Origin of the sequence: Dongshaea marina, from assembly GCF_003072645.1 — a bacterium.
Taxonomy (GTDB): Bacteria; Pseudomonadota; Gammaproteobacteria; order Enterobacterales; family Aeromonadaceae; genus Dongshaea; species Dongshaea marina.
In genome coordinates this window covers 3223521-3245235 of record NZ_CP028897.1, presented here as the reverse complement: position 1 = coordinate 3245235, position 21715 = coordinate 3223521, and the positions used below count along the sequence as shown (strand labels likewise).

General features: G+C 53.7%; 8 protein-coding genes. 6 read left to right on the top strand and 2 right to left on the bottom strand.

Translation table 11 applies throughout. From position 1 onward, the window contains the following. Positions 1 to 2: 2 nt before the first annotated feature. Positions 3 to 1688: an aspartate:alanine antiporter gene (locus tag DB847_RS15215; protein ID WP_108651464.1), complete on the bottom strand. Its 1686-nt coding sequence runs from the start codon at positions 1686 to 1688 to the stop codon at positions 3 to 5. Between the two features lie 106 nt (positions 1689 to 1794). Beyond that, positions 1795 to 2715 (bottom strand): ROK family protein, encoded by a 921-nt coding sequence (locus DB847_RS15210; RefSeq protein WP_108651463.1) that lies wholly within the window; start codon positions 2713 to 2715, stop codon positions 1795 to 1797. A gap of 234 nt (positions 2716 to 2949) precedes the next feature. On the opposite strand from DB847_RS15210, the gene DB847_RS15205 reads away from it, so the two are divergent. The 6 genes from DB847_RS15205 (at position 2950) to DB847_RS15180 (ending at position 21713) form a co-directional block, all read left to right on the top strand. Then, positions 2950 to 3579 carry a retention module-containing protein gene (locus tag DB847_RS15205; protein WP_108651462.1) on the top strand — a complete coding sequence of 210 codons (630 nt, stop codon included), beginning with the start codon at positions 2950 to 2952 and terminating at the stop codon, positions 3577 to 3579. 128 nt (positions 3580 to 3707) lie between these two features. Continuing rightward, positions 3708 to 15779, top strand: a complete 12072-nt coding sequence (locus tag DB847_RS15200) for a Calx-beta domain-containing protein (RefSeq protein ID WP_159084654.1) — start codon at positions 3708 to 3710, stop codon at positions 15777 to 15779. 77 nt (positions 15780 to 15856) lie between these two features. Further along, entirely contained in the window at positions 15857 to 18160 is a 2304-nt protein-coding gene (locus DB847_RS15195; RefSeq protein WP_108651460.1) for a type I secretion system permease/ATPase, read from the top strand. Next, complete coding sequence (locus tag DB847_RS15190; protein ID WP_108651459.1) at positions 18160 to 19554, top strand: HlyD family type I secretion periplasmic adaptor subunit; 1395 nt, start codon at positions 18160 to 18162, stop codon at positions 19552 to 19554. The genes DB847_RS15195 and DB847_RS15190 overlap by 1 nt, the downstream gene beginning before the upstream one ends. A 35-nt stretch (positions 19555 to 19589) precedes the next feature. Beyond that, positions 19590 to 20987: a TolC family outer membrane protein gene (locus DB847_RS15185; RefSeq protein WP_108651458.1), complete on the top strand. Its 1398-nt coding sequence runs from the start codon at positions 19590 to 19592 to the stop codon at positions 20985 to 20987. A 12-nt stretch (positions 20988 to 20999) separates the two neighbouring features. After that, complete coding sequence (locus DB847_RS15180) at positions 21000 to 21713, top strand: transglutaminase-like cysteine peptidase (RefSeq protein ID WP_108651457.1); 714 nt, start codon at positions 21000 to 21002, stop codon at positions 21711 to 21713. Positions 21714 to 21715: the final 2 nt, after the last annotated feature.

Below are 21715 nucleotides of genomic sequence, written 5' to 3'. Positions count from 1 at the left end.
GTCTAAAACCACAAGGCAATGAGCATGGAGCCCGCCAGAGTCATCAGTACGTTGGCGATGGCATAGGTTCCCGCATATCCCAGTGAGGGGATATTGTTCTTAGACATGTCATGTAGCAGCTCAACCGCTGGCGCACAGGTTCTGGCTCCGGTAATGGCTCCGAGCAGCAGGGCAGGGTTCATCTTGAGCACAAAAATCCCGAACAGGTAGCCAAAGATGACGGGTAGCATACAGACCACAAGGCCCGATAGCAGCACCACCATACCGTGATTACTCAGATACTCGAACAGACCACTGCCCGCGTTCAAGCCGATGCCGGCCATGAACACAGTTAGTCCCAGATCTTTAGCAAGGCGCAGTGCCCCTGTCGGAACATACCCCATAGTCGGGTGGTTGGCCCGTAGGTAGCCCATCAGGATCCCCGAGACCAGCAGGCCTACCGCATTGCCCAGGCCAAATTGCAGGGTGCCTAACACCAAAGAGATGCTTCCGATCAAAAGACCCAGTACAAAAAATCCGGTAAAGGAAACCAGATCTGAGGTTTGGCTATGAACATTGATAAAGCCGATTTTGGTGGCAAGCTTCTGAACCTTGCTCTCTTCACCACAGATCTTCAGAACATCACCTTTTTGCAGCATGATGTCACGGTTAGTCGGCATCTCGATCTGCGAGCGCACAATGCTGTTGAGGAAGCAGCCCTGCTCAGTGAGACGCAGATCTCGCAGGTGGCGCCCCACCACTGAGCTGTGCTTGACCACTATATCTTCGGTGACAATCTTGCGATCCAGCAAATCCTTATCAAACACCTCTTTACCATTTCGGTAGCTGAGATCGAGCTTTTCATGGCTCTCCGGGTAGCCGATAAGTGCAATTTCATCCCCCTCCTGGATGATCGCATCACCCGCAGGGCTTGCCAGGATGCCATTACGGCGGATCCGCTCAACATAACAGCCGGTATGAGGATAGATGCCGGTTTCCCTGAGGGTACGGCCACCAATCCAGGCCGCCAGCTCTGGACCAACCCGGTAGGCCCGAATGATGGGCAGATAGACTTTTTGCTCACCTGAGGTATCTAGCCCACGCTCCCGGGCGACTTTGCGCGACTCATGCTCAAGATCGATGCCGAGCAGGGTCGGCTTATAGCGGATCATCACCATCAGGCCGACCAGGCCAATAAGATAGGTCAGGGCGTAGCCGATACTCATGTCACTGAGGATTGCCTGCATATCACTGTGACCCGTTGCATGGAGCATTCCGTTTTGCAGTGCATCCTGAGCGGCCACCAAAGCCGGTGTCGAGGTGAGGGAACCCGCCAAAATTCCTGCGGTCAGGCCTGGTCCTAAGTTAAACAGGTGGGCGCAGATAAAGGCGATCGCCTCGGCGCTGATCAGGATCACCAGGGTCAGGGCGATATAGCGTATCCCGTCGCGGAAGAAGATACTGAAAAAGTGAGGGCCAGCTTCGATTCCAACGCAGAAAATGAACAGCATGAAACCGACACTCTCAATATTAGGGCTGATATGAAACCCCATCTGGCCGAATAGCAGGGCGGCGAACAGGACGCCTATGGTATTGCCGATCTGAAAGGAGCCGATACGAATTCGTCCCAGGGCAAGTCCGATGGCAAGGATCACAAACATCAACAGCGCATCGCTGTGATGAAGGAGTTGCAGGAGATCTATGGTCATGATGTTTATCTGGTTGGCGCAACAAAATCTTGGCTAGTATAAAGCCTTTATAGAAAAAGCACAGTAACAGCGTCTTGCAGAGACGATAATTTTTATACTGGTTTTTTTATCCTGTGGCTTGAGAATAATGGAGCAGTGCAGCACCTCTGACTCCCCCTGAATCACCAAACCTTGCCTTTAAAATTGCTGGTGGCTTATTGATGGGCAAGCAGTATTTAGCGATAAGCGCGGGCAGCTTTTGATAAAGCTCGGGGGCGTTAGACAAGCCGCCACCGATCACGATCGCATCGGGATCAAGGATATTGATGATTGCCCCCAGAGCGCAGGCTAAAAGCTCAAGATAACAGTTGAGGCTCTGGATCGCATCCGGTCTATTTTTCCGGGCCTCAACAAGAAGTTCCTCAGCATTTCGAGATGTTCCATTGAGGTGCTTGTCGATAAAACTCAAGCCCCGGCCGGAGAGGTAGTTATCCAGGCAGCCGGTGAGACCACATCCACACTTCACTACAGGTACCTTGTCTTGGGTGAGTCGATGAAATGACCAGGGCAGTGGGGTGTGCCCCCATTCGCCCGCAAGGTTATTGGCTCCCTGATAGAGTGTCTTATCGATACAAAGAGCACCGCCGACACCGGTTCCCAGGATTGCGCCAAACAGGTTTTTATAATCCTGACCTGCACCGCCGATCGCTTCTGAGAGCACGAAGCAGTTGGCATCGTTTTCAATCCGTACCGGAAGCTTGAATTGCTCCTCTAGAATGGGTTGCAGAGTCTGACCATCCAGGCAAAGAACATTAGCACAGATAAGCGACTCATCATCTGCTCGGATCACACCGGGGATCCCGATTCCGATGCCTGAGGGGGCTTTCACGGATTGAGATGCCTCGTCGATAAGACGATGCAAGTTTTGGATCAGTCGTTCCAGATCATCTGTGACTGTGGGAATGCGCTTGTTAAAGCGGAGTTTCAGACCCTCATCATAAACTGCAATTTCCGTTTTGGTGCCGCCAATATCAAAACCGTACAACATAGATTATCCCTGGAGAGTTCCCAAAAATTACATTTTAGATATTTTGGCTGGAATGAGTAGTTTGGAGAGATCTTTTTACAAGTCGGGTGATATCACTCTGATTTTTAAGATTTAAAACAGTTAGATGGTCTGCAAATTGCTGTAGAGTTGTTATCCTAGTTGTATTGTTTTTTTGGCTCGGGTTACCAGGTTGCTGTTGGACTGGTTTTCGAATATTCAGGGAAGAGGTTTCGTATGAGTCGGTTTGAAGGGGTGCAAAACTTTGTGGTTGTTGAGTTGTCGGGCCAGGCATATCGCCTGAACGAGGCTGGTCAGCGAGAGCCTCTGGAGCTGAATCAGCCACTTCTGCCCGGTACTCAGCTCATCACCGAAGGGGATTCAATACTCAAGTTGCAAGCGGGTGATAGTATCCTGAATCTTCCTTCAGGAGCACTCGTCTCACTTCCAGGGCCAGATCTCAACCTGCAACCGGATGGTGGCTTCGATTTGGAGGAGCTGCAGCAGTCGATTCTTGATGGGGTTGATCCCACCCTGGCATTCCAGGAGGCTGCAGCCGGGGAAACTGTGACCTCCAGTAGTAATATTGGTGGGCAGTATATTGCAAGGAATGCAGATGAGACACTTGCCCAAGCCGGGTTTGATACTGGTTCTCTCCCTGATACCCAGGTATCAGAAGAGGAGGATACCCTTGTCATCATCGGCCCGGAGTTGACTCTTTCCGGAACTGCGATCATCAATGAATCAGCCGGGAGTGCAACCTATACCATTACCCTGGATAAGCCTTCAAGTGAAGCGATTACCGTTACCCTCAATTACTCTGACATTTCAGCTTCAGGCGGGGGGTTGATTATGGGGACACTCTGACCTTGATCACTATTCCAGCCGGCACAACCTCCCTGGAGTTTACCGTCCCTATTACAGATGATGCTTTGAGCGAGGGGATAGAAGCCCTTTCACTCGAAATAGTGGCAGTCTCAGGAGGTTTCGCAACCTTGGGGGAATCCACCAGAGTTGAAACCTCGATTATAGATGATACCTCGACCGGAGTGGAGCTTGATGGCCCAAACGTCACCTTGTCTGGTGAGCTTTCCATCAGCGAGTCTGCAGGCAGGGCCAGCTATCAGGTGAATTTGAGTCAGGCTGCTGCTGAGGATATTACAGTGGTGATCCGCTATCCAGATGGTGGCACTGCGATAGCCAATGGTGTCGATTATAGTCAGGGGGTTGTTGAACTTCGGATTGCAGCGGGCGAGACCTCGGCCGATTTCCAGGTAACCATTACAGATGATGCCCTGAGTGAAACGGACGAAACCTATCAAGTAGCGCTGATTTCAACCTCAGGAGGTGAGTCCTCTCTTGGTGCTACCACCTTGATAGAAACTACCATCATCGATGATACCAACCAGGGGGGAGGTGCTCTTGATGGACCGGTTATTACCTTATCAGGCGCAGAATCGATTGGTGAATCAGCGGGCAGCACCGGCTATACAATCACCTTGAGTGAAGCCGCCGATGAGGCGGTGACCGTCACCCTGGGTTATTTGCCGGGTACAGCTAGCGGTCAGGGCGTGGATTACGCTGAAGGCGTCGCTCAGGTGACGATTCCAGCCGGTGAAACTCAAGCTGAGTTTACGGTGGCAATTACCGATGATGCGCTGTCTGAAGCAACAGAAAGCTATCAGGTGACCCTGACCGCTACTTCTGGTGGGGAGTCAGCTCTTGGCGCTCAAACCAGTGTCACCACAGAAATAGTCGATGACAGTGGGCGAGAGCTGGATGGCCCTATGGTGACCCTGAGTGGCACTGAATCGATTGGTGAGTCCGATGGTGCAGCCAGCTACACCATCACCTTGAGTGAGGCCGCCGATGAGGCGGTAACCGTGACCCTGGATTACCTCCCGGGAACGGCCAGTGGCCAGGGTGTGGATTACGTTGAAGGCGTGGCTCAGGTAACCATTCCCGCAGGTGAAACTCAAGCTGATTTTACGGTGGCAATTATCGATGATGCCCTGTCAGAGCAGAGCGAGAGCTATCAGGTGACCCTGACCGATACTTCCGGCGGGGAGTCAGCGTTGGGCACCCAAACCAGTGTCACCACAGAAATAGTCGATGACAGCGGGCGAGAGCTGGATGGCCCGCAGGTGACCCTGAGCGGTACTGAGTCAATTGGTGAGTCATCGGGGAGCGCCAGCTATACCGTCATTTTGAGTGAAGTGGCCGATGAGGCTGTGACCGTCACTCTGGGCTATCTGCCGGGTACGGCAAGTGGTCAGGGCGTGGATTACTCTGAGGGCGTTGCTCAAATAACCATCCCTGCAGGCGAAACCCGCGCCGAATTTAGCGTGGTAATTACCGATGATGCTCTGTCAGAACAGAGTGAAAGCTATCAGGTGACCCTGACCGGCACCTCCGGCGGGGAGTCAACTCTCGGTGCGCAAACCAGTGTGACCACAGAAATAGTCGATGACAGCGGTCGCGATCTTGATGGTCCCATGGTGACCCTGAGTGGCACTGAATCGATTGGTGAGTCATCGGGGAGCGCCAGCTATACCGTCATTTTAAGTGAAGCCGCCGATGAGGCGGTGACTGTGACTCTGGGCTATCTGCCAGGAACGGCCAGCGGTCAGGGCGTGGATTACGCTGAAGGCGTCGCTCAGGTGACGATTACTGCAGGTGAGACTCAGGCTGATTTTACGGTGGCGATCACCGATGATGCGCTGTCAGAGCAGAGCGAGAGCTATCAGGTGACCCTGACCGGAACCTCCGGTGGGGAGTCTGCTCTCGGGACCCAAATCAGTGTTACTACCGAGATCGTCGATGACAGTGGGCGAGAGCTGGATGGCCCGCTGGTGACCCTGAGCGGAACAGATTCGATAGGTGAGTCTGAAGGCAACGCCAGTTATAGCATCCTTCTGAGTGAAGCCGCCGATGAGGCGGTGACTGTGACTCTGGGCTATCTACCGGGAACGGCGAGTGGTCAGGGCGTGGATTACTCTGAGGGCGTTGCTCAAATAACCATCCCTGCAGGCGAAACTCAAGCTGATTTTACGGTGGCGATCACCGATGATGCGCTGTCTGAAGCAACAGAAAACTATCAGGTGACCCTGACCGGTACTTCCGGCGGGGAGTCAACTCTCGGTGCGCAAACCAGTGTGACCACAGAAATAGTCGATGACAGCGGTCGAGAGCTGGATGGTCCCATGGTGACCCTGAGTGGCACTGAATCGATTGGTGAGTCATCGGGGAGCGCCAGCTATACCGTCATTTTAAGTGAAGCCGCCGATGAGGCGGTGACTGTGACTCTGGGCTATCTGCCAGGAACGGCCAGCGGTCAGGGCGTGGATTACGCTGAAGGCGTCGCTCAGGTGACGATTACTGCAGGTGAGACTCAGGCTGATTTTACGGTGGCGATCACCGATGATGCGCTGTCAGAGCAGAGCGAGAGCTATCAGGTGACCCTGACCGGAACCTCCGGTGGGGAGTCTGCTCTCGGGACCCAAATCAGTGTTACTACCGAGATCGTCGATGACAGTGGGCGAGAGCTGGATGGCCCGCTGGTGACCCTGAGCGGAACAGATTCGATAGGTGAGTCTGAAGGCAACGCCAGTTATAGCATCCTTCTGAGTGAAGCCGCCGATGAGGCGGTGACTGTGACTCTGGGCTATCTACCGGGAACGGCGAGTGGTCAGGGCGTGGATTACTCTGAGGGCGTTGCTCAAATAACCATCCCTGCAGGCGAAACTCAAGCTGATTTTACGGTGGCGATCACCGATGATGCGCTGTCTGAAGCAACAGAAAACTATCAGGTGACCCTGACCGGTACTTCCGGCGGGGAGTCAACTCTCGGTGCGCAAACCAGTGTGACCACAGAAATAGTCGATGACAGCGGTCGAGAGCTGGATGGTCCCATGGTGACCCTGAGTGGCACTGAATCGATTGGTGAGTCATCGGGGAGCGCCAGCTATACCATTAGCTTGAGTGAGGCGGCAGATGAAGCGGTGACCGTGACTTTGGGCTATCTGCCGGGAACGGCAAGTGGTCAGGGTGTGGATTACGCTGAAGGCGTCGCTCAGGTGACCATCTCTGCAGGGGAGACCCAGGCAGAGTTTACTGTGGCAATTACCGATGATGCTCTGTCAGAGGAGAGTGAAAGCTATCAGGTGACCCTGACCGGCACCTCCGGCGGGGAGTCAGCCCTCGGTGCCCAAACCAGTGTGACAACTGAGATCGTCGATGACAGTGGGCAAGAGCTGGATGGCCCCGTGGTGACCCTGAGCGGTACCGAATCGATTGGTGAGTCCGATGGACAAGCCAGCTATACCATCACCTTGAGTGAGGCTGCCGATGAGGCGGTGACTGTGACTCTGGACTACCTGCCGGGAACGGCGAGCGGTCAGGGCGTGGATTACGCTGAAGGCGTCGCTCAGCTGACCATCCCTGTAGGGGAGACCCAGGCAGAGTTTACTGTGGCAATTACCGATGATGCTCTGTCAGAACAGAGTGAAAGCTATCAGGTGACCCTGACCGCTACTTCTGGTGGGGAGTCAGCTCTTGGTGCGCAAACTAGTGTCACCACAGAAATAGTCGATGACAGTGGGCGAGAGCTGGATGGCCCTATGGTGACCCTGAGTGGCACTGAATCGATTGGTGAGTCTGAAGGAAGTGCCAGCTATACCATTAGCTTGAGTGAAGCCGCCGATGAGGCAGTGACCGTCACCCTGGATTATCTGCCAGGAACGGCCAGTGGCCAGGGCGTAGATTACGCTGAAGGCGTCGCTCAGGTAACCATTCCCGCAGGTGAAACTCAAGCTGATTTTACGGTGGCGATCACCGATGATGCGCTGTCTGAAGCAACAGAAAACTATCAGGTGACCCTGACCGGTACTTCCGGCGGGGAGTCCGCTCTAGGCACCCAAACCAGTGTTACTACCGAAATTGTCGATGACAGTGGTCGCGATCTGGATGGCCCCCTTGTGCAACTGCAAGGTCCGGAGCGTATCAGTGAGTCGAAGGACGAAGCGGTTTATAAGGTGCGGCTCTCCAAGGTTGCGGATGAGGATATTACCGTTGAACTGGTGTATCTGCCGGGAACAGCCAGTGGCTCAGGTGTTGATTACAGCGAGGGGGCAGCTCAGGTTACGATCCCTGCTGGTGAGCGGGTGGCCACGGTTAAGGTCGCAATTAATGATGATGCCCTGAGCGAAGCCAATGAAACCTTTAGCGTTACCCTGACGGGAACCTCGGGTGGTGAGTCGCGGCTGCATGGGAGCAAGCATTCGGTAGAAACCCAGATTATCGAAGATACGGGTCGTAAGCTCGATGGGCCTAAGGTAAGTCTTAGCGGTGATGGTCGGGTCAGTGAGTCTGATGGCGAGGCCCACTACCAAGTGAAACTGAATAAGGTGGCCGATGAAGATGTGGTGGTCAGCCTGGGGTACCTGCCGATGACCGCCAGTGGTGCGGGAGTTGATTACAGCGAAGGTGTTGCCCAGATTAGGATTGTGGCAGGGCAAACCCAGGCCGATTTCAGTGTTGCGATCACCGATGACGCCCTGAGTGAAGGGACAGAGAAGTTCAGGGTCAAACTCACCGATGTAGAAGGGGGTGAGGCTCGCCTGGGGGGTAAACGTAGCCAGGTGACCAAAATTGTAGAAGACAGAGGGAGTGAACTGGATGGTCCAAGTGTTACCCTGTCCGGAGCCCAAAGCATCGGGGAGTCTGATGGACAAGCCAGCTATACAATCACTTTGAGTGAAGCGGCCGATGAGGATGTGACCGTGACCCTGGGATACTTGCCCGGTACAGCCAAAGGCGCAGGTGTGGACTACACCAATGGCACACCTCAGGTTGTGATCCCCAAAGGGGAAACATCAGCTCAGTTCAGCGTGGCAATCACTGATGATAGCTTCTCAGAGGAAGATGAAACATTTACGGTTCAGTTAAAGGCGACTTCCGGGGCTGAGACCACTATTGGCCAGCAAAGCCAGGTGACAACGACAATTCTTGATGACACCCGTGGCGGGGGAGACCTGGATGGACCTTCGGTGACCCTCACTGGCAGTAGTTTGGTTGGTGAGTCGGATGGTCAAGCCAGTTATTCGGTGCTGTTAAGTGAGCCTGCAGTTGAAAAGGTGGTGGTGACTCTGGGTTACCTGCCGGGGACGGCCGAAGGAGGCAGTGTTGATTACCGTGAAGGTGTCGCTCAGATCACTATTCGCCCGGGAGAGACCCGTGCCGACTTTAACGTTCGGATCAAGGATGATGCGAAAACAGAAACAGATGAAACCTACCAGGTTCAGCTAACCGGAACCTCGGGTGCCGAATCCTCCCTTGGAAAACAAACCCTGGTTGAAACAACAATCGTTGATGATACCCGGGGAGGAGGGGATCTGGATGGCCCGGTTATCCAGCTGCAGGGACCTGCAAGTATCAATGAGTCAAAAGGGGAAGCTACCTACAAGGTTAGGCTTTCTAAGGTGTCCGATGAGGATATCACCGTTGATCTGGGATATTTGCCGGGGACGGCCAGTGGCTCGGGCGTTGATTACAGCGATGGGGTTGCCCAGGTCACGATCGCGGCGGGTGAGCGGTTGGCCACGGTTAAGGTCGCAATTAATGATGATGCCCTGAGCGAAGCCAATGAAACCTTTAGCGTTACCCTGACGGGAACCTCGGGTGGTGAGTCCAGGTTGCATGGGAGCAAGCATTCGGTAGAAACCCAGATTATCGAAGATACGGGTCGTAAGCTCGATGGGCCTAAGGTAAGTCTTTCCGGTGATGGCCGGGTAAGTGAGTCCGATGGTGAGGCTCACTACCAGGTGAAACTGAATAAGGCGGCCGATGAAGATGTGGTGGTCAGCCTGGGATATCTGCCACTGACCGCCAGTGGTGCGGGAGTTGATTACAGCGAGGGGGTGGCCCAGGTTAGGATTGCGGCAGGAGAAACCCAGGCAGATTTCACCGTTGCGATCACCGATGATGCCCTGAGTGAGGGGACAGAGAAATTCAGAGTTAAGCTCACCGATGTGGAAGGGGGTGAGGCTCGCCTCGGAGGTAAGCGTAGCCAGCTGACCAAAATCGTCGAAGATCGAGGGAATGATCTGGATGGTCCAAGTGTTACCCTGTCCGGAGCCCAAAGCATCGGGGAGTCTGATGGACAAGCCAGCTACACCATCACTTTGAGTGAAGCGGCCGATGAAGATGTGGTGGTTAGCCTGGGGTATCTGCCGATAACCGCCAGCGGTGGGGGAGTCGATTACAGCGAGGGGGTTGCTGAGGTTACAATTGTCGCAGGAGAAACCCAGGCAGATTTCAGCGTAGCGATCTCCGATGATGCCCTGAGTGAGGGGACAGAGAAATTTAGAGTTAAGCTTACCGATGTGGAAGGAGGTGAGGCTCGCCTGGGCAGTAAGCGTAGTCAGGTGACTAAAATCGTGGAAGATAGTGGGAATGAACTGGATGGTCCAAACGTCACCCTATCCGGAGCCCAAAGCATTGGTGAGTCCGATGGGCAAGCCAGCTACACCATCGCCTTGAGTGAAGCGGCTGATGAGGCAGTGACCGTGACTTTGGGCTACCTGCCGGGAACGGCTAGTGGCCAGGGCGTTGATTACTCTGAGGGTGTGGCTCAGGTGACCATTCCTGAAGGGGAGACCCAGGCAGAGTTTAGCGTGGCGATCACCGATGATGCTCTGTCAGAGCAGAGTGAAAGCTATCAGGTGATCCTGGCCGGCACCTCCGGCGGGGAGTCAACTCTCGGCGCTCAAACCAGTGTGACCACAGAAATAGTCGATGACAGTGGGCGAGAGCTGGATGGCCCGCTGGTGACCCTCAGCGGGACAGAATCGATTGGTGAGTCCTCGGGCAGTGCCAGCTATACCGTCATTTTGAGTGAAGCCTCCGATGAGGCTGTGACCGTCACCCTGGATTATCTGCCGGGTACGGCTAGCGGTCAGGGCGTAGATTACGCTGAAGGTGTCGCTCAGGTGACGATTCCAGCCGGAAAGACCCAAGCTGAGTTTAGCGTGGCAATTACCGATGACGCGCTGTCTGAAGCAACAGAAAGCTATCAGGTGACCCTGACTGCTACCTCCGGTGGGGAGTCTGCTCTTGGCGCTCAAACCAGTGTCACCACAGAAATAGTCGATGACAGTGGGCGAGAGCTGGATGGCCCTATGGTGGCCCTGAGTGGCACTGAATCGATTGGTGAGTCATCGGGCAGTGCCAGCTATACCATCACCTTGAGTGAAGTTGCAGATGAGGCGGTGACTGTGACTCTGGGCTACCTGCCAGGAACGGCTAGTGGTCAGGGCGTGGATTACTCTGAGGGTGTGGCTCAGGTGATGATTCCAGCCGGAAAGACCCAGGCAGAGTTCACTGTGGCGATCACCGATGATGCGCTGTCAGAGCAGAGCGAGAGCTATCAGGTGATCCTGACCGCTACTTCTGGTGGGGAGTCAGCTCTCGGCGCTCAAACCAGTGTGACCACAGAAATAGTTGATGACAGTGGTCGCGATCTGGATGGCCCGCAGGTGACCCTGAGCGGTACTGAGTCGATTGGTGAGTCATCGGGGAGCGCCAGCTATACCATCATTTTGAGTGAAGCCGCCGATGAGGCGGTGACGGTCACCCTGGGCTATTTGCCAGGTACGGCGAGTGGTCAGGGCGTGGATTACTCTGAGGGTGTGGCTCAAATAACCATTCCTGCAGGCGAAACCCGCGCCGAATTTAGCGTGGTAATTACCGATGATGCCCTGTCCGAAGCAATCGAGAGCTATCAGGTGACCCTGACCGGCACCTCCGGTGGGGAGTCAGCTCTTGGTGCGCAAACCAGTGTCACCACAGAAATAGTCGATGACAGCGGTCGAGAGCTGGATGGTCCCATGGTGACCCTGAGTGGCACTGAATCGATTGGTGAGTCATCGGGGAGCGCCAGCTATACCATTAGCTTGAGTGAGGCGGCAGATGAAGCGGTGACCGTGACTTTGGGCTATCTGCCGGGAACGGCAAGTGGTCAGGGTGTGGATTACGCTGAAGGCGTCGCTCAGGTGACCATCTCTGCAGGGGAGACCCAGGCAGAGTTTACTGTGGCAATTACCGATGATGCTCTGTCAGAGGAGAGTGAAAGCTATCAGGTGACCCTGACCGGCACCTCCGGCGGGGAGTCAGCCCTCGGTGCCCAAACCAGTGTGACAACTGAGATCGTCGATGACAGTGGGCAAGAGCTGGATGGCCCCGTGGTGACCCTGAGCGGTACCGAATCGATTGGTGAGTCCGATGGACAAGCCAGCTATACCATCACCTTGAGTGAGGCTGCCGATGAGGCGGTGACTGTGACTCTGGACTACCTGCCGGGAACGGCGAGCGGTCAGGGCGTGGATTACGCTGAAGGTGTGGCTCAGGTAACCATCCCTGCAGGCGAAACCCGAGCCGAGTTTACTGTGGCAATTACCGATGATGCTCTGTCAGAGGAGAGTGAAAGCTATCAGGTGACCCTGGCCGGCACCTCCGGCGGGGAGTCAACTCTCGGTGCCCAAACCAGTGTTACTACCGAAATTGTCGATGACAGCGGTCGCGATCTGGATGGCCCGCAGGTGACCCTCAGCGGTACTGAGTCAATTGGTGAGTCATCGGGGAGTGCCAGCTATACCATCACCTTGAGTGAAGCCGCCGATGAGGCGGTGACTGTGACTCTGGACTATCTGCCGGGAACGGCCAGCGGTCAGGGCGTTGATTACGCTGAAGGCGTCGCTCAAATAACCATCCCTGCAGGCGAAACCCGCGCCGAATTTAGCGTGGTAATTACCGATGATGCGTTGTCAGAGCAGAGCGAGAGCTATCAGGTTACCCTCACCGGCACCTCCGGCGGGGAGTCTGCCCTCGGGGCCCAAACCCGTGTGACCACAGAAATAGTCGATGATACGAATGGTGGGGGAGATCTGGATGGTCCTGTTGTGCAACTGCAAGGTCCGGGGCGTATCAATGAGTCGAAGGGCGAAGCGGTTTATAAGGTCCGTCTCTCCAAGGTCGCGGATGAGGATATTTCCGTTGAACTGGGGTATCTGCCTGGAACTGCCAGTGGCTCAGGAGTTGACTACAGCGATGGGGTAGCTCAGGTTACGATCCCTGCTGGGGAGCGGGTTGCGACTGTGAAAGTTGCAATTACTGATGATGCCCTGAGTGAAGTCAATGAAACCTTTACTGTTCAGTTGATGGGAACCTCGGGTGGCGAGTCACGGCTTCATGAAAGGAAATACTCAATTGAAACCGATATTGTCGAGGACTCGGGCCGTAAACTCGATGGACCGGTTATTACCTTATCAGGCACTGAAACGATTGATGAATCAGTGGGCAGTGCCAGCTATACCGTCACCTTGAGTGAAGCCGCCGATGAGGCGGTGACTGTGACTCTGGGCTATCTGCCAGGAACCGCCATTGGTCAGGGCGTGGATTATGCTGAGGGTGTGGCTCAGGTAACCATCCCTGCAGGCGAAACTCGCGCTGAATTTACGGTGGCAATTACCGATGATGCGCTGTCAGAACAGAGTGAGAGCTATCAGGTGACCCTGACCGGCACCTCCGGCGGGGAGTCTGCCCTGGGGGCTCAAACGGAGGTCATCACACAGATAGTCGATGACAGTGGTCGCGATCTGGATGGCCCCGTGGTGACCCTCAGCGGTACTGAGTCAATTGGTGAGTCTGATGGTAGTGCCAGCTATACCGTCATTTTAAGTGAAGCCGCCGATGAGGCGGTGACTGTGACTCTGGACTATCTGCCGGGAACGGCCAGCGGTCAGGGCGTGGATTACTCTGAAGGCGTGGCTCAGGTAACCATCCCTGCAGGCGAAACTCGAGCCGAGTTTACGGTGGCAATTACCGATGATGCGCTGTCAGAACAGAGTGAGAGCTATCAGGTGACCCTGACCGGCACCTCCGGCGGGGAGTCTGCCCTGGGGGCTCAAACGGAGGTCACCACACAGATAGTCGATGACAGTGGTCGCGATTTGGATGGCCCCTTGGTGACCCTCAGCGGGACAGAATCGATTGGTGAGCCCGATGGACAAGCTAGCTATACCATCACCCTGAGTGAAGCGGCTGATGAAGTGGTGACAGTTACCCTGGGCTATCTGCCGGGAACGGCCAGTGGTCAGGGCGTCGATTACTCTGAGGGCGTCGCTCAAATAACCATCCCTGCAGGCGAAACTCGCATCGAATTTACTGTGGCGATCATCGATGACTATCTATTCGAGAGTGGGGAAACCTATCGGGTAGAAATTATCCATACCCAGGGTGCAGAGTCGCAGCTTGGACTGCCGGTCAGTGTTGAAACCCTGATAGTTGATGATGACGCATTACAGAATTTGCGACTAATGGTTGAAGAGTCTGACATTGATCTGGACAGGGATATTGACTCTGGCAGCTTTGAGTCGGGAGCTCCGGCTATCAGCTTTGATTTAACGGTGGCCCAGGGGAGTGTGTTGGCAGGACTTACCGCCTCCGGAGATCCTTTACAGTATCAGATCTCTCCCGATGGTATGACTTTGACCACTTATACCCAGCATGTAGATGATCCTGTATTTGAGGTGACACTGGATGCCTCGGGTGAGACAGTGGGAGCGCAGGTTGAGTTGTATCAGCCTCTGGATCACCTGCCAGTGCAAGGTGAGAACCTGCTCGATCTCGATCTGAATGTAATCATTAGTGACAGAGGGGGCATGGAGCTTGATACCGCAACTCTTACCGTGAGTATTCAGGACTCAGTTCCTGAGCTGGGGGATGTGCTTGAGATCGGTGTTGCCGTTGAGTCAGAACCCTACCAATTGTTGGTGATGTTAGATACTTCCGGCTCGATGTGGGGGAACCGACTAGAGGTTGCGACTGAAGCGATCGAAGCTATGGTGAAGGAATATGCCGTTTCGGGGGATGTGGTGTTCCATGGTCTCACCTTTGCCGGTAGTTCCAATCCGAATGGGGGGTCGGGGGCAATAGTGATTGCTAAGGCCAACAGTCAGGATGAGGCGGATATCACACCATTGACCCAGTGGCTGGATAGTTTGCGCGCATCAGGAATGACCAACTATGAGCAGGCGGCTCTGGCGATCAATAGCTATCTGGATAATGGCCACCGGCAAGAGTTCGAACAGGGGCACGGCAAGCTCTATTTTATCTCGGATGGCCAGCCGACCCGGGGTAACAGAGATCCTGATGATCTGACCGACCTGATGAGTGCGAATTTGACTGGAGAAAATGCCGATGTATTTGAGAATAACTGGTCGGTAGGGATTGCGTCGAATATGTCGAATCAGGCACTACTGGCTATGGCCGGGGGCGATCCATCAGAGGTTATCATGGTTAATAATGCTTCACAGCTGGCTGATAGTTTGATTGCAACCATCACCCATGAATCTTTGGTAGGAGATATCACCAACGGTGCCATTGAATTAGTTGAAGATACCCAGGTGAACTCTGTAAACATCTCAGGGGGAAATATTGCCCAAATGGAGTACCTTGAGGGCCAACCAGAGGTGGCAATACAGAATCTGCAGGGTGACACTATTGGCCTGTTTGAGCTCGATTTTGTGACAGGGCAATATAGTTTCACGCCGATTGGAACCGGGATGGATGATTTTATCGTTCATTACGATTTAGTGGATGAAGATGGAGATATTTCATCCCCCGGGCGTATCGAATTTGAGCTGTCTAGTTTGCTTTCCGGCAGTGATGCCGCGGATCAGTTTGTGATCACCGAGGATAATTCACTCGCGGTAACTCATTACCAGATAGAGGACTATGACCTGACCGATCCGGATGTTATCGATCTCTCCCAGGTGTTGGCTATTCCTCAGGGCGATGACATCAATGATTATCTGGAGTTTAACTTTGAAGGCTCAGACAATGATGTGGACACCGTCATTGAGATCTCTCCGGATGGTGAGCAGCACGGAGAGGTTGCTGTTACGGTAACCCTGAAGGATGTGGATCTCCGCGAACAGTATCCGGGGCTCAGCGAAGCCCAGATCCTTCAGCAGTTAATCGATGATCAGCAACTGATAGTCGGCGATTAATGCAATACACTTATTTACAGTAGTTAGAAATGTAGGGGATCTGTTTGTCAGCATTAGACAAGGAGCAATCAGGGACGATGCCGTCTGAGAAGGAACAGGCTCAAGCCCGTAAAAAGCGCGGGTCAGCACCCAGGGTGACCGTGACCGAAACAAAAGGTAGGGCCGGGAGCAAGCCTGACTCCCAGGCCCACGCTTCTCATTCTAAACACAGGGAGGCGCCTCATCATGGGGCTGATAGGGCCAAGTCCTCACAGGAGATCTATGATCCGCTTCTTGAATGCTTGTGGTGGCTCAGTCGTAGTTTCGGCTCTGTGTGTAGCCGGGAGACGCTTACTTCAGGGCTACCGTTGCCGGGCGGGATCCTTAATACCACCTATTTCCCTGAGGCTGCCCTGAGGGCGGGCTTAAGCTCTCGGCGCTTTCATAAAGACTTGCGTGATATCAAGCCAGCACAGCTTCCCTGTGTGTTGATCCTTAAGGGGCACCAGGCCTGTGTCTTGCTGGAGTTAGATCTGGAACAGCAACAGGCCCGGGTGATGATGCCGGGTCACACCCCCTCTGAAGATTGGGTAGGGCTTCATGGTTTGCAGGAGCAGTACCAAAAACAGCTTTTCTTGTTAAAGCGCGAGTTTCGCTACGACAAGCGCTCTCCCGATCTCAAGCTCTCGGCTCAGGGGCACTGGTTTTGGAGTGTGATCCTGCGTTCGACCAAAATTTATCGGGACGTGCTGATCGCCTCGTTTCTTATTAATCTTTTCGGGGTGGTGGCACCTCTGTTCACCATGAACGCCTATGACAAGATAGTTCCCAATCTTGCTTTTAATTCATTGTGGGTGTTGGCGACCGGTGCCGGGGTTATCTTTATTTTTGATTTTATTATTCGCCAGCTTCGAAGTTACTTCATCGATGTGGCGGGTAAAAAATCCGATGTGCTGCTTTCTGCGCGAATTTTTGCCCGGGTGATGGGCACCCGGCTTGAGTCAAGACCCATCTCAACCGGTGCCTTCGTCAGACACCTGCAGGAGTTTGAGTCAATTCGGGACTTTTTGACCTCAGCCACCATTACCTCTTTGGTCGACCTGCCTTTCTCATTGCTGTTTTTGCTCGTGATCTGGATTTTCGCCGGTAACATGGTGTGGGTTCCTCTGGTCGCCATGCTGATCCTGCTGATTTACAGCTTGTTGATCCAGCCTCCGCTGCGTCGAAGCGTCGAGGAGGGAAGCCGGCTCGCTTCACAAAAGCATGCCAACCTGGTCGAAGGGGTTGCCGGGCTGGAAACCGTCAAGCTGCTTGGTGCAGAAGGTACCTTCCAGTTTCGTTGGGAGCAGGCGGTTAACCATATGGCTAACTGGGGGATCAAGTCGCGCAAGATCACTAACTCGGTGGCCGCTCTTGCCAGCTATATGCAACAGATGGTGATCATCTCTCTCATCGTGATGGGAGTGTATCAAATCTCCATTGGAGAGCTCAGCATGGGGGGGCTTATTGCCTCTGTGATGCTGAGCTCACGGGCCATCAGCCCGATGATCCAGATGTCTGTGCTCTCAACCCGCTATAACCAGGCCAAGGCGGCTTTCAAGATCCTGACTCAGATCATGGACCAGCCGGTCGAGAGCGAGGGGCAGCAGCAGCTGCGTCATCCCATCATCAGGGGAAACATAGAGTTCTCCAACGTCTCTTTTGCCTACCCAGGCAGCAACCTCAAGGCATTGGATGGTTTCAGTATCAAGATCAAAGCCGGAGAGAAGATTGGGATCATAGGTCGCATCGGTGCGGGTAAGAGTACCTTGCAGCGTCTTCTGACTGGTCTATACCAACCCACAGAGGGCACCATAAGGGTGGATGGCATTGACCTCAGTCAGTTCACCGAGAGCTTTTTGCGTCGCAACATCGGCTGTGTTCCCCAGCAGGTCACCCTGTTTTATGGTTCGATTCGTGAAAATATCAGCCTGGGTCAACCCTGGATCGATGACGATCAACTCAGGCGCTGCGCCCGGCGAGCCGGGGTCACTCAGTTTACCAGGCGCGATCCCAATGGCCTGGAGCGCCAGGTTGGTGAGGGGGGACGTAACATGTCCGGTGGCCAGCGTCAGACCATAGCGTTGGCGCGGGCCTTTTTGAACGATCCGCCGATCATGATCTTGGATGAGCCTACGTCAGACATGGACTTTAGAACCGAGGCGCTGGTGCGGGATGAACTCAAAAAAATGGGGAATGAGCACACCCTGCTCCTGATCACCCATAGAACCTCAATTCTGGATCTGGTGGACCGCCTGATTGTTTTGGAAAACGGGCGTCTGGTGGCGGATGGTCCTAAGCAAACTGTGATGCGCATGCTGCGTGAGGGCAAGATCCGTGCATCCTATAAAGGAGGAGCATAGTGACTCGTCCTGAATCACAAAAAATTCCTCCCGAGGAGCAGCTTTACCTGGATGAGGTAGCTGCGGCAGAGGTTTCCTATACCGCGTCCGGGGCCCGGTGGTTACTGTGGATCCTCTTTGTTTTTATCGTCATCATGCTGGTGTGGGCAAACTGGGCTGAGCTTGATGAAGTAACCGTTGCCCAAGGCTCGGTGATCCCCTCCAGCCGCTTGCAGGTCGTACAAAACCTTGAAGGCGGGATCCTCAAGAAGGTCTATGTCAAGGAGGGCCAACAGGTTAACCCGGGACAGAAACTGCTACTGATCGATGATACTCGTTTTCGCTCGGATCTCCGCACCCGGGATCAGGAGGTGGTTAACCTTGAGGGTGATGTCACCCGGCTTCGGGCTGAGCTTTCCGGAATCAAGATTAATAAGGTTGAACATGGGGCCTGGCGGGATCAGTTCACCATTAGTTTTGCCCACCTTAAATTTTCGGAGGACTTTATTAAGAAGTACCCTCAGCAGGCCGCTCAGCAGCAAGCGCTATTTCAGGAGCAGTTACAAAACCTGAGTAACCGAATCCAGATCATGGGGCGGCAGATAGAGCAGCAGGAGCAGGTCACTCTGGAACATAAAGCAGCGGTCAAGACGCTTGAGCAAAGTATCGAGTTGCTGCAGGAGGAGATTGGCATCACCTCGCCCCTGGCAGAAGAGGGGCTGGTCCCTCAGGTTGAGTTCTTGAAACTGCGCCGTCAACTCAATGAGATGCAGGGGGAGCTGGTTGCGAAACGTTTGGAGGCAAATAAGATTCAATCAAGTCTATATGAGGCTATACTGAAAAGACGTAATGTTGTGTTGGAATTTCGCTCAAAAGTCCAACAGGAGCTCAGTGAGAAACAAGCCAAGCTCAAGCAGCTCAAAGAAGGACAGATCGGGCTTCAGGATCGGGTAAAGCGAACCCTGGTTCTCTCTCCGGTCAAGGGTACCATCCAAAAAATCAATATCAATACGGTTGGTGGTGTCATCCAGCCCGGAATGGATCTGATTGAAATTGTGCCTGTGGAGGATACGCTTTTAGTTGAGGCACGGGTGTCGCCACGAGATATTGCATTTATTCGCCCCGGATTAAGTGCAGTTGTTAAGTTCACCGCCTATGATTTTACTATCTATGGTGGATTACCGGGCAAGGTTGAGCACATCAGTGCGGACTCGTTTCAGGATGAAAAGGGAAACCCCTATTTTCTGGTGCGAGTCAGAACCGACCTGAACTACTTGGGATCAGAAAAGCAGCCGTTACCAATTATTCCAGGGATGCAGGCATCGGTAGACATAATGACAGGTAAGAAGCGAGTGATTGACTACCTGCTCAAGCCGATTCTGCGAGCAAAACAGAGTGCATTGCGTGAGCGCTAAAAGGTTAGAAGATTAAGATGATCAATGGAGCAGCTATGAAAAAACTACTAACAACTATGGTGACCTGTGGTCTTTTATCTTTTGCCGGGAGTAGTGGAGCAACAACCCTTGAAGAAGCCGTATCTCAGAGTGTGTTGAATCATCCTGAAGTCAAAGGAGCCTACCACAAACTGCAATCCCGCGAAGCGGATCAACGAGAAGCTCAGGCCGGATATTATCCGAGCGTTGATGTTGCAGCCGGAGTCGGGTACGACTACAACGATAACACCACCACCCGAGCGACCGGTGATAAGAACATGGTTGCCCGCAACGCGACCCTGACCCTGCAACAGATGTTGTTTGATGGCTTTGCCACACCCAGCAATGTCAATCGCACCGAGCAAGAGATGTTAGCAGATAAGTACTCCCTGATGTCTGTTGCCGAAAACACCGCGCTGAGTGCCACCGCGGCCTATCTTAATCTTCTTAAGCAAAAGCAGATCCTGGAGCTCTCCCAGCAAAACCTCAAGACTCATCAACGAATCTATCGTGAGGTGAAAAAGCGTACCGATTCAGGTCTCGGCTCTACCGCCGACCTGTCGCAAATCGAGGGGCGCCTGGCGCAATCTCGCTCCAATGTGATCTCGGCAACCAATAACTATGAGGATGCCGAAGCCACCTATATCCGGGTGATCGGTGCGATGCCAAAGGATCTGCAGAAAGTTCAGTTTATCGGCATTGCCATGCCTCACACTCTCAAGGGGGCGATTAAGCGCTCGGTTGAGCATAATCCCACCATGCTACTGGCCCAACATGATATCGAAGCGGCGATGTACCAAAATGAGCTGGCCAAGGCAGGATATTACCCAACGGTCAACCTTGAGCTGACCCAGGACTGGGAAAGCCATGTCGCTGGAGTGAAGCAGAAGAACACCGAGACCTCCGCCATGCTGCAATTCCGTTATAACCTGTTCAAAGGGGGCGCCGATGTCGCCAAGGATGAGTCAACGGCGGCGCTGCATCAACAGGCCAAAGATATTCGTGATAACACCTATCGTCAGGTTGAAGAGGGAGTCCGACTGGCCTGGAATGCCAGAGAATCTCTGGAGCAGCAGAAGAAATACCTGAACCGACATGTGATCGCCAGCCGTGAAACCGTAGTGGCCTACAAGAAACAGTTTGAACTGGGTAAGCGAACCCTGCTGGATCTGCTCAATACCGAAAATGAGCTTTTCGAATCACAGAAATCTTATATTGAAGCAGAGAGTGACGAGCTGGCGGCGCGTTATCGGATCCTCAATGCTATGGGTGAGCTGCTGAACGCCTTTGATGTGGCCATGCCTCCGGTGATGACCTCACAGGATCAAGGAAGTATCGAGCCGCCTCCGGTGACCGCAGGTGAAGATAAGGCATCTTCACAAGAGCCACAGCCACAAGCACAGAGTAAACCTTAGGTATGTGATCCCATGACCTGGCTCCGCGGGTTAGCTTACAAGACCGTACTGCTCAGTTTGAGTTGTACGGTCTTGTTGCTTTGGCCCCTTTACCTGAGCGGAGAATATCAGCTCAATAAACAGGAGATGGCACAGTATAAAAAAGCCAAGAGTTTTTACGGTGAGCGGGCAGGTAAGCGTTACCGGGCATGGCGGCGACTGATTGCTGAAGGTAAACAGAAAAAATGGGATGAAAAGACCGCCCTCAAGAAGGTCAATCGCTTCTTCAACTGGATGCAGTTTTCAAATGATCCCGTGGTGTGGGGGGCGAAGGATTACTGGGCAACCCCCCTGGAGTTCTTAGGGGCGGGCGCCGGAGATTGTGAGGATTACAGTATCGCCAAGTATATGTCGCTGCGCGAGCTGGGGGTGCCGGATAAAAAAATGCGGCTGGTTTATGTTAAGGCGCTCTCATTAAATCAGTTCCATATGGTTACTGCTTACTATCCGACGCCAACTTCGGTACCCTTGATCCTGGATAACATTGATGGCGAGATCAAGCCTGCGACCAAGCGAAAAGATTTGGCGCCTATCTACAGTTTTAACGGTTCCTATCTGTGGTTGATGAAGGCCAAAGGTAAGGGGCAGCTTGCAGGCTCTGCATCTCGCCTCAAGCGATGGACAGATCTTAAAAAACGGTTTAGCAGTAAGTCTCTGCGCAAACCCAGAGTAAACATGGATGGCTAGCT